Here is a 13,259-nt window from a genome sequence, read left to right as displayed (position 1 = left end):
CGCTGAATTAGCCCGCATGACAAACCAATCACTCTACTCGTCATCCCAATTCATCGCCGAGCGCCTCGCGCAGGAGTTCGCCCAGACCGCCGTCAAGCGCGACAAGTCTGGCGGTACACCCAAGGCGACACTTTTCCCACAGGAATTTGAGGGTGACTGAACTTTCATGCGGCTTCAATTGTATACCAATTTGGAAACAATTTCGGACACGTCGTCCAAACAAAATGAAGGACACATTTAATATGAGCACATTCGTCAACGATCGTACCCGCAAATCCCTATCCGTTGTCGGGCAGATCCTGCTTGTTACGGTTGCCATGGTGGTTCTTGCGACCGTAGGCAAGGCGGAGCCGCCGAAGGCCGGAGAGCGAGCACAAGACTTTCAGCTCGCGGCGCTGAATGGCGGTACCGTCAAGCTGTCGTCTTTTCTGAAAAAGGGGCCCGTGGTTCTCGTCATCCTGCGCGGTTACCCCGGCTACCAGTGTCCCATCTGCAACATGCAGGTAGGAGCTCTGATCGGAAGTGCGGACAAGATAATTGACAAGAAGGCGCAGGTAATCCTTGTTTATCCCGGCCCGGCGGATGGCCTTAAGCAGCACGCCAATGAGTTCGTGACTGGGAAGAACCTTCCAGCGAACTTCACCCTAGCACTCGACCCAGACTATTCAATGATCCAGAAGTACGACCTGCGCTGGGACGCGCCAAATGAAACGTCATACCCATCGACATTCGTCATCGACAAGAAGGCAAACATCGCCTTCGCCAAGGTCAGTCACGACCACGGAAACCGCGCCACTCCAGACGAAATTCTTACCGCACTCGCCTCTATCAAGGCCAGGAAGTAGCGTTTCGGAGCCAGTCTGTCCAGGCCAGAGCATGCGCCACATTGTCCAGTTACCACCTCCAACGCGTGTTACCGATATTGGCATAACCGCAGCAATGCTGCTTCTTGTGCATGGTAAGGGACAGCAGTATGATAGCTTGCCTCTTCCTTAGACATTAGGGAGGCCATCGCAGAGAACATTCGATGGCATAGAAGCACGTCTTAGCGACATTGTTCGTTACGGACACAAAGATAAGACGCTCGATCTTCAGGTGGTCGCCCAGAAGTAAGGCATTGGGCGGCTCACTTGTGTATAGAGGCGAGCCGCCCACTCCCTGGCGCAAGGGCTTCCCGATCAAGATTTTTTTCCAATCCATTGCAGATCTTAGTCGCTGATTGTTCAAATATAGTAGACAAATTATTTGAAATTACACGCATATCACTGACCACACATCGAATTATTAAATAATTACAAACTTTTGTTCGCAGCCACTTGACAGGTTCGATCCAAACGGATATACTGTCGTCGTTATCGTTTCGGGAGTGTTGTCGTTAGCAATCCGTCTGCGGCGTTTCGCCGCGGCTGCTGTGAAGATGGCTTCACTTCACCGGTCACCGTTTCTACTCAGCCCGGCGCGGGGTACCCGCACTACTCTGTCGGCGCTGAGCAGGACGCGGCCCACCAACAGAGTAGTGCGGGTACCCCGCGCCGGGCCTACAGTGAACGGCGCCAGTCCTCCGTGTCAAGTAGCGACGCTCCCGAAACATAACCCTCTTTCCAATTTCGATCCAGCAGCGCTGCGGAGGTTTACCCATGTCTACGACCGATGGTGATCCGACTTCCCCGATATCTTCCGCCTCTTCCAGCGACGCTTCCCAAGACATCCTGACCAGCTTTATCCAGACGTCCAAACTGGGCTACGGGGACTGGGCGCGCTTCAAACAACTGTACAAGCAGATGGAAGCCAATCCCGCCGCAAACGCCGAAACGCTCGCCGCGCTAATCGCACGAATCGACGGCGCCGAGTTTGCTGCGGGCGGACAGGCGCAGTACGTGCAGTTCAAGGTCGGACGCGGAACGCCGAACGTTCTGATCCACAACGGCGTTGCCTACGCCAGCGTGTATCAATGGAACGGACCTGGATCGATCCAAGCCTTTTCGCTCAGCGAGACCGATCCGCTGCATCCCAAGCTTCTAGGCAAATCCGAATTCCAGACCAGCTTTACGCACCTGATCGGATGCGGTCCACATCTTGCCGGAGTGGAGTATGGGTATGGGGCGCGGAACATCACGCTGCTGGATGTGACGAACCCGGCCAGTATCCAGAAGCGGGGATCCGTTTCGCTGGACGCCAACGGGACGTTCGTCAGCGATGGACGCACGCTGGCGATGCTGGAGCAAAACTATCGCGGCCCCAGTCGTCTTCACCTTGTCGATATTTCCAATCTGGACAAGCCAGTCAAAGCGCCTCGGATGGATATCCCGGAAGGCTCGCTTGTCGCTGCTTGGGACGGCGTGATCGGCGTCAGTGTCGGCCGCGTCGGCCTCAGTCTGACCACGCTTCCCCGGGACGCGGGTCTTCACCTGATCGATACGCGCAACCCTCAGAAGCCGCGCATGGCGAGCTACTTTCCTCTGCCGGGCATTACGGCGCTGGAAATCGTGCATGGCTTTGCGTTCGTGGGCATTTTGGGCGCCGGCAGCGAGGCGGGCCTGGGCGTGATCGATGTCCGCAATCCCAGCCAGCCGATCCGAGGCGCATTCCTGAAACTCTCCAGCCCTCCGTCCTCTATCAGCATCCAGGGAACACTCGCGTACATCAATTTGCGCAGCCAGAAGATGGCGATCGTCGATCTCACGGATATCAACGCGCCCCGTCAGGTCGGCCGCAGCAAGAACACCTGGAGCCAAGTGTCCGTGCTGGGCTCCAAAGCCTTTGTGAGCAGCCCAGGGGGCCGGGTGCAGGCGCTGGATCTCACGCACATCGCACACCCCAGCATCATCGGCCAGGCCCCGTCTTCCGATACCTTCGCGTATATGAAGCGCCGCGCGCGGCGCCTGCTGCGCGGCCTCGCCAAGACCGATCCCGCGCAGTATGTGCTGCTGGCGCACAAAGCGCTTTCCCGGACCAGCGCTTCCAGCCATCTGGATTTGCATCGCCAATGGGTGACAGTCGATATTCTCTTCGGGCAATCGGACCGTTACCGCCAGACGCGCCACGGGCGGGGCGCGTATATTCTCAGCAAGACGCGTCTGAGATTGCGCACTCGAGAGGAGCGCGCTCCGGAGGCGTGGAATCAGCGCCCCGACCTCGCCGCCGACTTGTTCCAGAACGCGGCGCTGCCGTGGCAGGTGCACGAGTTCGCCTGGAAGGTTCTGCGCGACACCAAGACGCCGGTCCCTCCCATTGCCGACGCCCTTCTCATCAACATGCTGACAAGCCAGTCGCCGCTGCTCGTGCGGGTGGCGGTGCGTCAGGCCGCCGCCCAGATTAGCGAAGGGCGCGCCCTTGCGCCCGCCGTCGCCGCCGACGCTTATCTGCGGGCGGGCGTTCGCCTGCGGCGAACAATCGAGGAAGGTTTGAAGGCCAATCCGGGAAATGCAGGGTGGCGGCTGGAGTTCGGACGCCGGATGCTCGCGCAGATCGTGTCGCAGTTTACCGCCGGCTCCGTGGCGCGCCGCTCGGTCGGCGGGGCGATGCTGCTCGCGACCCTCTTCGCCGATGTCGCCCCGAAACTCGATCTGCTGGAAGCCGCCGGCCCGTTCCTGCGCGCCCGGCGAGCGGAGCTGACCGACATCTTAGTCGCCGCCGCCCGCGCGGCGAAATTGAGCGAGGTCTTCAACTGGGTCCTAGCGCTGACCGAAGCCGACGATTTGCAGCAGGACGCCGTCACGCAATCCTTGGAAGCCGTCATCGCCGGAAAGAGCATGAATGCGTCGCAGGCGCGGATGATGGTCGTGCACGCGAGTGACGCCGTGCGCGCCGCCGGATGGCGCGTGCTGGCGGCGAGCGCCACGGGGCAGCAGATCCTGGGACCGATCTGGGCCAGCCTGCTCGTCAGCACGGGCGTGACTCCCGAACTGCGCACGGCCATGAGTTCCGCCGCCGCCCTTTCTCTCTTAGAACGGGCCGGCTTCAATGCCGACGCCATTGCGGAACACCTCGCGCAGCGGCCGTTCCTGGTGGATCTGCTGACCCCATCGACATTCGCGCGCATGACGCAGACGCTTCCCCCCGCTGTCACGCTGACGCTCATCGCGGCGGCCTCCGACACGCAATGGGCAACCCTGCGCGGCGGCTGGCTGCGCAATCTTCAGGAAGGCGTCGGCCTGGAAGAGTTCTGGCATGCGGCGGAATCCGCCGTGGCGAACGCCTCGGACGATCGCCTGGAGCAGCGCCTGCTGCTCGACGCCGATGTCGCACACACCTTTATCTCCTCCGACGACGTCTCGTTCCTGAATGTCCGGGAGCGGTCGTTCGGCTGGCTGCTGGAGCGATGGGCGCGGGCGCATGAGGCGCTCCTTACGCGCGATTCGGCGCTGCTTTTGCAGGCCGCGACGCATATTCTTCCCGAAGTTCGAACCTGGGGCATCGCCCGCGTCACCACACTGGGCATGGAGATGCCGTTTGCGCTGCGCCTTCTGGAATCGGAAGTCCCGGCCAGCGTCGTTTCCGGACGGACCTTCTTTTACGGCGTCGCGGCAGGCGACCGGCAGGAACGCACTTACGCCCTGGCGCTCTGTGACAGCCCCAAGGTGACGGTGCGGGAAATTGGCCGCGAGTTCGTGCTCGCGCGCAGCGAATCGCTGCCGATGCCCGAAGTGCTGCGAGCGCTGTTCGAACACGACGCGGCGGACATGCAGGCGTTCGTCGCCGCCATGCTTACGGGAAGCGAGGACGCCTCGCCGGAAGCGGTCTTGTTCGATCAGACCGTACTGCGCGCCCGGCATCGGGGACGACGCGCAAAGGAACAGGTGAAGGCGCGTCAGAGTGTGACGCCGACCGTGGACGCGCCGACCCTGCTGGCGCTCGCGCGCGGCCGAACGGCCCGCGATTCGGAATGGGCTTACGCGGAGCTTGCGAAACGCGCTCTGGCGGGTGAGACGATCGACGGGTTTGTGCTGGACGGACCGGCGGGAGGATAGACCTTTGGAAGTCACGCAAAGTTACGCGCGCCCCAGCAGCGCCTCCATGAGCCCGGAAGGGCTGCGGCTGGATGTCTCGGCGGAATTGTCTCGCCCCAAGGTGGCGCTCGACGCCATGGTGCGCGACAGTCTCGCCTACGCCCGTCTGATGCTGGCGCTCTACGCCGTCGTCTCTGGCGATCACCGCGTCAAGCCTAAAGACCACGCCGCTTACCAGGCGTGGGTGGAACAGCGGTATTTGGAAGAGCTCTCCACGGAAATGGGAGCGCGCCTGCGCACTCTCCCCGGCCTGAACGAGCGCCGCGATGCGCTCAAGGCGCGCCTCGCCGACCTGCGCAAGATCTCGCAGCCGCTGGAGCAAAAGCTCAATTCGGCGGATTTTATGGCGTCGCGCCAGAAGTACTTCAAATGGCTCTGGGACAACGACAAGACCGCGTGGATGATCCTCGACCCGGTCGTCAGCGTCCACCCCGACTGCGTCGTCTTTGAAGTCTTCTCAATCGACGAATCCAGCTACGGCCGCGTGACCGTGCCGATGGACAAGCTGGATGTCTTCGGCGAGACGGTCTTTGGCACGACGAATGTCGACTACAGCCGCGCCCTCGCCGATGAGATTCGCCGCGTGCGCGATTACCGCCCGGCCTTTATCCAGATCGCCGGTGAAGGCGTCACCGTGGCGACTGGTGCGGGCGAGCACATGGAGAAGAAGATCGATCTGCCTCCCACCTGGGTGCGCGGTTTTCTTCAGGTGCAATCGGCGGCGGCATTTTCTGGGGTCGATGTCACGCTCAGCGCCGAGACCGTCGCCGAAGTGCTCGCCGCCCTGCGCCGCCGGCGCGAGGACAAAGGCCCGCGTTCACTGCGCTTCGTACTTGCTCCCGGGGAGAAACCGAAGATTGTGATCGAACCCTGGAATATTGAAGTATTGGAATCCGAGCATGTCTTCGAAGGAAGTTACTCGGGCGACATACGCATCTGGGGCCGACGCCGCTTGTTTGTGCTGGAATCGCTTATGCCGCACGCCGAGAAAGTACAGGCGCGATTGCTGGGTACGGGCATGCCGTCCTACTGGACCGTCTTTCTCAAGGACCATCGATTCGACTTAGGGCTCTCGGGATGGACGCAGAACGACTGGTCGCGCGCCGCAAGGTTCGATCTGCTCGCCTCCACGGGATCGGTCTCGGACGGCGATATCGCACAGGCGGCGCAGACTCTAGAAACACGGCTAAAGATCACTCCCGAAGAGCTTGCGGCGAGCACGGATATGTCCCGCGAGGCGGCGACGACGGCGCTGCAAAAGCTGACCCGCGAAGGCCGCGCGATGTACGATCTGGCGGGCGGCGTTTACCGCTGGCGTCAATTGCTCCCCTTCCCCGTCCCGGAAGAGAACGAAAGCGACCAGCGTCTCAATCTGGCGCGGCGGCTGGTGGCGACCGGCGGCGTCAAGTGGCTGAAGCCCGGCGAAGATGACGAAGAAGAATCGTTCGGCATTCCAGATCAGCGTGAGCAGACCACGCGTTACCGCGCTCAGGTGCGCGGCGGCGAGGAGAAGCGCGAGCGTAAGTTCCATGTCGTCTTAGATCTGGACGCCGATGGGCGGGCGCGCTTCGTCCAATGCAACTGCTCCTGGCACCGGCGGGAGAAGCTGCGCAAGGGTCCCTGCGCGCATATTCTGGCGGCGACCGTGCTGGCGTCCCAGCAAAGCGTCGGCGCGGGAGCGGCCCAAACAGAAAGCAGTGGAAGCAGCAGCGGCGGCGCGGCGCTTCGCCCCGATCGGTTCAAGGGGCAGAACTTCGTGTTTACGGGCGCCCTGACGATCTTTACCCGCGAGCAGGCCGAGGCGCTGGTGGCGCAGGGCGGCGGCAAGGCGTCAGGCAGCGTCAGCCGCACGACCACGTATCTCGTCGCCGGGGACAAGGCCGGCTCTAAGCTGACGAAGGCGCGCGATTTGGGCGTCCCTGTCCTGACGGAGCAGCAGTTTCAGGCCATGCTGGAGGATCGCGCTTAATGAACGCAGAGCAGAGAAAGCGGTTTGAAGCAGTCGGCAAACAGGCGTTTATCCGAGAAGAGATGATCCGGCTGGGCTTCTGGCCTCCCAGTCCCGAAGTGGCGCAGCAGGCGGAGGGGGCGGAACGAGAACTGCGCGCCCTGTACGATGAGATGATCGTGCTGCGCTCGGAGATGTCCGAAGTCGAAGCGAAGATCACCGAGGCGGGTGATGTCCCCGCCCTGCTCGCCGAAGTCCGGCGCAAGCGCATCGAGCGCGTCCGCGCGGAGCGCATTGTCCGCCGCGAACGCCGCGTCAAAGAACAGGCCGCACAACGCGCCAAAGACGCCGAATGGCGCAAGCGCACGATCCCGTATCTCGGGCGCGGCGTCTCGGACGCGCTGGTCTACGAAGGCGGCGATCCGGAGAAGACGGTAACATTAGGCTTGCCCGCCCTCACGACGGCGTCCGATGTCGCCGCCGCCATCGGCATTACGGAGTCTGACCTCGCCTGGCTGACCTACCATCGCGGCGCCGCGACCATCGACCACTACTCCCGGTTCACGATCCCGAAGAAGCGCGGCGGCGTGCGCGTGATCTCATCGCCCAAGCGGCGTCTGCGCACGGCCCAGTCTTGGGTGCTGTCAAGCGTGCTGTCGCCGGTCCCGGTCCATGACGCCGCGATGGCGTTCCGGCCCGGCGTCTCGGTCGCGGACAACGCGAAACGTCATCAAGCTCAGGCCGTCGTGGTTCGAATCGACCTGAAAGATTTCTTCCCGTCGATCACCCTGCCGCGTGTGCGTACTTTGTTTCGATCTTTTGGCTATAATGGCGGCGTCGCGACCCTTCTCGCTCTTTTGAGTACGGAAGCGCCGCGCGTGGCGGCGACGCTGGATGGGGCGCGCCGCTTTGTCGCCGTCGGCGGCCGCAGTCTGCCGCAGGGCGCATGCACTTCGCCAGCCGTCACCAATGTCCTGTGCCGCAAGCTCGACTCTCGGCTCACCGGAGCAGCCGCCGCGATGGGCTTCGTTTACACACGCTACGCCGACGACTTAGTGTTCTCGCATCCGAAATCCGAGGCGCCCGTGGGGATGCTGCTCGATCTCACGCGCCGAATTATCGCCGATGAAGGCTTGACGGTGAATGAGGAAAAGACGTCCGTGCAGCGCGTCCAGCACCGCCAGACCGTGACGGGATTAGTCGTCAACGGCGGCGCGCCGCGAGTATCGCGAGAAAACCTGCGCAAGTTCCGGGCGATGCTTCACCAATGCGAGCGCGACGGACTTCCCGCTGTCGGCGAGCGTCTTGGACAGGACGCCCACGCTTACGCCTCCGGTTATCTTGCCTTCATCCATATGGTCGATCCGGCCAAAGCCAGTCAAATCGCGGCGTCTCATCCGTGGCTGACGCGCTGGGAGCAAAAAGGAACCTAGCGTAAGAGCAATGAATTCTCCGTGCGATATGGGTATAAATAGGTCAGTACGGCCCCAGAGACGCAAACGGAGATTATTGCAGACGTGTCCCAACCCGCAGCCGACAGATCCTTTCACGCCCGCGTCGATGATTCATTCTTCGCCGCCGCCGCGCTTTACTCCGACGACGCCATTATTCCCATGACGCTGGACACCACCATTCTCGGGTGGAATCTGGGCGCCCACCTGCTTTACGGATACACCGCCGACGAAATGATCGGCCAGCCGTTTGAAATCCTCGTCCCTAAAGACAAATATACGGAGTTCGTCAATTATCGCGCGCAGGTGCAGCAGGGCGAAATGAGCGTTATCACCGAGACGGAGCGCATGCGCAAGGACGGTTCCCGGGTGAGCGTTTCCGTGCGCATCAGCCCTGTCCGCGACATCAGCGGAGAGCTGATTGGCCTGTGCGCCACAGCGCGAGACATCACCGATCGCAAGCGCGCCGAAGTCGCTCTGCGCCAAAGCGAAGAGCGGCTGCGGCTGCTCGTAGACGGCGCGCGGGATTACGCCATGCTGATGACGGATCCCGAAGGCCTGGTCATTTATTGGAGCGACGGCGCCGAGAGGATTCTGGGCTACAGCGCGGATGAAATCATCGGCCAGTCGGTGGAAATCATTCTGACGGACGAAGAGCGTGCGAACGGACTTCTCCAGCGCGAATTGGAGCGAACGCTCGCCGACGGTCGTTTGGAAAGCCACTGCTGGCTGCGCCGCAAGGATGGCGAAATCATCTTTAGCGAAGGCGTGATCCATGCCTTGCGAAACGAGAACGGCGAACTGCGCGGCTTTGGGAAAGTGCTTCAGGACGCCACCGCGCGGCGAGCGTCGGAAGAAGCGTTAAAGAGCGCCGCCTACGCCCTGACAGAAACAAACCAACGCCTGCATCTAGCGCTGGATTGCGGCCACCTCGGCTCGTGGCAATTCGATATCGTCGCCGGAATCTATGTGGAGCTCTCCTCAGGCAACCGGAAGCACCTCGGATTGTCTCCCAACGAGCCCTTCACTCGGACCGATTTCATCCAGCTCGTACATCCCGATGACCATCTCATTGTCCGTGAAGCCTATCGTCAGGCTATCGAAGAACGGCGTGATTACACCGCCGAATACCGAGTTCTTTGGCGCACGGGAGAGATGCGCTGGATCAGCGCCCAGGCGCGTCTTATCTATAATCCTCAAGGAGAGCCGATTCGTATGATCGGCGTGACGGAAGATATTACGGAGCGCAAACGGATCGCGGACAGCCAGGAGGATGCGCTGCGCGAAGCGCAGGAGCGCGCCGACCGCGATCCCGTCACCGGTCTGCTGAACCACCGCGCCTTCCACAAACGCCTTGCCGAAGAAAGCGCCCGCGCCCAGCGCGACGGTTCCGTGCTGGCGGTGGTCATGCTGGATATGGACCATTTCAAATTCTTCAACGACGCCTACGGCCACGCCATTGGGGATCAAGTCCTGCGCACGGTCGCCGAGCGGCTTGTACACATCTGCCGCCCATATGACACGCTGTCACGCTTCGGCGGCGACGAGTTCGCGCTGCTGCTGCCCGCCGTCGGACATTCGACGCGCGGGGAGATCGAAGCGCGCCTTCGCTCCGACCTCAGCGGCCTAGCATACTACCCCGATGGCCAGGATTCCGGGATTCCCATTGGCCTTTCCGTCGGGGTCTCCCTGATTCCGAACCACAGTTCCGACCGCCACGAAGCCGTACGGATCGCCGACGAGCGCCTGCGCCGCGCCAAGTCCGGCGCCGCCATCGAGACTGAGGCCGACCATATCCGCCACGAAATTGCGCACGTCGCCGGCTTCTCCATGCTCGATGCGATGGTCGCGGCCGTGGACAACAAAGATCGCTATACGCGCCGCCATTCCGAGGATGTCATGGAGCATAGCCTGGCGATCGCTCGGGAGTTACAGCTTGATGAGGACGCTCTGCGGACAGTGGCGATCGCCGCGCTGCTGCATGACGTCGGCAAGATCGGCGTCCCCGACTCTGTCCTGCGCAAGCCGGGCGCTCTGACGGACGTCGAGTTTGAAGCAATCAAACAGCACCCTGAGATGGGCGCAGCCATCGTCTCCGCCGTCCCCGGGTTCCACGCCATCCTTGACGCCGTCCGCCACCACCACGAACGCTGGGACGGCGGCGGCTACCCCGCCGGCTTAGCGGGTGAAGAGACGCCCATTATCGCCCGATTGATGGCGGTCGCCGACGCCTACAGCGCGATGACCACCGACCGACCCTATCGCCAGGGGATGGAGAAGGAAAAAGCGCTATTGATTTTGAAAGAGGGCGCCGGCGCACAGTGGTGCCGGAGTTGCGTGGATGCGTTCTTGCGAACGCAGTAAGGAGGCCCTCCGTTTGACCCACCCCCGGCCTTCGGCCGACCCCTCCCTTGAAGCAGGGAAGGGTATTAGGTTTTGTTGTCGCAGGGGGCTTTCGTCCGAAAATCTCTTTCCAACCCTTCCCAGCTCCATGGGAGGGGTGGCGCGAAGCGCCGGGGTGGGTCAGACGAAGGGACGCCGCCTCACCCCCGAAACTGCCTCGTCACCAGATACGTCGTATCAAACTTCGAACCTCGCTCGCGGCCCTTCCCCCACCCGATTTCTTTCCGATAACTGCCCAGCAGTCCCGATTCGATCAGCTCATTCTCATCCACGGCCACGGACACCTCAGCCCCAGGCCCCACATACATTGCGTCCACCTTGCGCCGGTTCTCCTTGGCGCGCTCCCGCGAATCGGCGTCCGGCTCCGAATGCCAGATCGTCATCCCGCCCGACGCCGCCGCGCCCGAACTTCCCAGATACCCCTTGTCCACCAGCACATCCGCCGTCAGCTCCAGCGCCTCGTCAAGCTGCGGATTTCCCAACAGCGCAATTCCATCTCCCATTGCCCCCACAACCTTTCTCTGAGCGCCGAAAAGAAAAGAGGTCCAAAGCATGACGCTTTGGACCTCTCGTGGACGAGTCGGCGGATAACAACACTTTTGATATAAACTTAGTAATAATTATAACAAGTTGCCGCCGTAATGGTCAAGCACACGCAAATGAGACATCGAATTTACGAACGATTATGCTCCCATTCGACGCCACTTGGCCCGGCGTTCACCACGGGAGTTTCCCCCAGCATTTCCTGCCGCCCAGCACAGGCGTGAATATGTCCGCAGACGACCAAAAGCGGCGATGTCCGCACAATGGCGTCGCGAACCGCCGTGCTCCCCAAACTCTTGCCCTGCGATGACACATCAACCACACCCTTCGGCGGCGAATGCGAAATGAGAACGCTTCGCATGGGACAGGCGGCCAAAAGGCTCCCCGCCTGCTCCTCCATCAGATCATAACTCCACTCCCCAAACGGCGTCACGGGAACGCCCCCGCCCAAACCAAAAAACGTCACGCCGCTGATCTCCACCGAATTCCCATGCAGAACCGTCGCCGACGGCCAACCTCGGCAGGCGTCCCGCAATTCGTCCACCGATTCATTGTTACCGGCTACCAGGATCGTCGGACGATCGATCAATTTGAGCACATCAATCGTCACACGCAGATCCCGCTGCGCATTGCCAAAGTCCCCCGCGCCGATGACGATATCGAAATTGGGCGCACGGCGCGCCAGGGCTTCCGCCGCCTGGGCGTTGGCGTGGAGGTCACTGAAGAGAAGGAGTTTGAGAGATGGATTTGTCATCGATTTCTGCTAGAATTATACCTATGTCCTTTGAGTTACAGTTACGCCTATACAAAGATTATGCAGTCGCGAAAGAGCAGCACAGCGCCCTCTGGGACGAACATCGTCGCCTGGAAGAAGAAGTTTTTGGAGATCGTATTTCTAACATGTGGAAGCGAGGCGGCGAAATAACGCAAGCCCAGCATGAGGAATATTCGAGACGCTGCCGAGAAGCCTCTCTGGCGATGGGCTTCGATGAGAATAGAAACCATCACGAGAGTGAAGAGGACATTCGGTTTCCATCCAAGCGCTACCCCGATCATTTTTTTGATGTGGGATTTATTCGCACAAGCTATGAACATAACGGATTCGACCAGGTGCTGAAAATCCTCACGAGAAAAGACCTCGCCTATATCTTCGATGTCGTAACGCACCTCGGAAGCCCGAATAGCGCCTCGACATATTTCCCTAATTGGCTGCTTGTCGCAGCAAGGCTCGCGGAAGTGAGCCAGGAGTTCAATCGGCGCGTCAAAGAGGCGGATGGCGCATTCCTCACGGTCGTCAATTGGATACACGAACCATTACGCGACGCCACTGATGTCTTACAGCGTTATGTCAACAACCGAGATTTGGAGAAATATGACAAACTCATCAACGAGGAAGACTCGAAAGCCGCCGGAGTTTGGTATCCAGAGCAGCCAATAACTTCAATAGATATTGCCAAGCAGCGGGTTCAAGGCAATCAGGATGTTCCGATTTTCCCCTATGGCCCCTTGCCTCTTCACGGTCTAACACGTGGCTACATCCAATACCATTCTAATGATCAGCCAAAGGAAGTCCTATTCCTCGTTACAGAATGCCTAGGCGTCTATGACTTCTATGTTCAGGGGATTGAAATAATTCAGGAAATGGTGGATTTGGTTCTGGCGCATCCGGAGCCAAACAAGTTTGCTATTGACTGGAATCCGTAGACGCCAAAGTTCTCGGAGCATTCACAGCCAGCCCGCGTAACGGAAGGGAAGTATAATAACGGACTGCGTTATTATACTGTAGTTTAGCGGTTTTGGAGGGTTGAAGATTTGAGGAGACGGGAATCGATATTCCAAAAACTTCCTGCCAGAGGTTATGGATATGATCCCGTCTCCCGAATGGGCGGCTCTTTTGGAACCGCT

Annotated in this window: 9 protein-coding genes; 7 read left to right on the top strand and 2 right to left on the bottom strand. The window is 60.6% G+C overall.

Going from position 1 to position 13,259, the window contains the following annotated elements:
* The first annotated feature begins 16 nt into the window (after window positions 1-16).
* The 6 genes from ABIZ35_RS16170 to ABIZ35_RS16145 all read left to right on the top strand — a co-directional run bounded on the left by ABIZ35_RS16170 (window position 17) and on the right by ABIZ35_RS16145 (window position 10,772).
* Window positions 17-160, top strand: a complete 144-nt coding sequence (locus ABIZ35_RS16170) for a hypothetical protein (RefSeq protein WP_348220957.1) — start codon at window positions 17-19, stop codon at window positions 158-160.
* Window positions 161-242: 82 nt separating this feature from the next.
* The gene (locus ABIZ35_RS16165) at window positions 243-845 is read left to right on the top strand and encodes a peroxiredoxin family protein (protein WP_348220956.1); all 603 of its coding nucleotides are present in this window, start codon (window positions 243-245) and stop codon (window positions 843-845) included.
* A 792-nt stretch (window positions 846-1,637) separates the two neighbouring features.
* Window positions 1,638-4,970 carry a hypothetical protein gene (locus tag ABIZ35_RS16160; protein ID WP_348220955.1) on the top strand — a complete coding sequence of 1,111 codons (3,333 nt, stop codon included), beginning with the start codon at window positions 1,638-1,640 and terminating at the stop codon, window positions 4,968-4,970.
* A gap of 4 nt (window positions 4,971-4,974) precedes the next feature.
* The gene (locus tag ABIZ35_RS16155) at window positions 4,975-6,978 is read left to right on the top strand and encodes a BRCT domain-containing protein (RefSeq protein WP_348220954.1); all 2,004 of its coding nucleotides are present in this window, start codon (window positions 4,975-4,977) and stop codon (window positions 6,976-6,978) included.
* Window positions 6,978-8,390, top strand: coding sequence for a reverse transcriptase family protein (locus ABIZ35_RS16150; protein ID WP_348220953.1), 1,413 nt, complete (start codon window positions 6,978-6,980; stop codon window positions 8,388-8,390). The genes ABIZ35_RS16155 and ABIZ35_RS16150 overlap by 1 nt, the downstream gene beginning before the upstream one ends.
* Before the next feature lie 84 nt (window positions 8,391-8,474).
* Window positions 8,475-10,772 (top strand): PAS domain S-box protein, encoded by a 2,298-nt coding sequence (locus ABIZ35_RS16145; protein ID WP_348220952.1) that lies wholly within the window; start codon window positions 8,475-8,477, stop codon window positions 10,770-10,772.
* Between the two features lie 179 nt (window positions 10,773-10,951).
* On the opposite strand, the gene ABIZ35_RS16140 is transcribed toward ABIZ35_RS16145, so the two are convergent.
* Entirely contained in the window at window positions 10,952-11,314 is a 363-nt protein-coding gene (locus tag ABIZ35_RS16140; protein ID WP_348220951.1) for a hypothetical protein, read from the bottom strand.
* A 170-nt stretch (window positions 11,315-11,484) separates the two neighbouring features.
* The gene (locus ABIZ35_RS16135; protein WP_348220950.1) at window positions 11,485-12,108 is read right to left on the bottom strand and encodes a metallophosphoesterase family protein; all 624 of its coding nucleotides are present in this window, start codon (window positions 12,106-12,108) and stop codon (window positions 11,485-11,487) included.
* Between ABIZ35_RS16135 and ABIZ35_RS16130 the strand changes: the two genes are divergently transcribed.
* Entirely contained in the window at window positions 12,096-13,058 is a 963-nt protein-coding gene (locus tag ABIZ35_RS16130) for a hypothetical protein (RefSeq protein WP_348220949.1), read from the top strand. The genes ABIZ35_RS16135 and ABIZ35_RS16130 overlap by 13 nt on opposite strands.
* Window positions 13,059-13,259 lie beyond the last annotated feature (201 nt).

Source organism: Capsulimonas sp., from assembly GCF_039929585.1.
Taxonomy (GTDB): domain Bacteria; phylum Armatimonadota; class Armatimonadia; order Armatimonadales; family Capsulimonadaceae; genus Capsulimonas.
The sequence above is the reverse complement of the archived record's forward strand: the minus strand, read 5'-3'. Positions and strand labels throughout refer to the sequence as shown.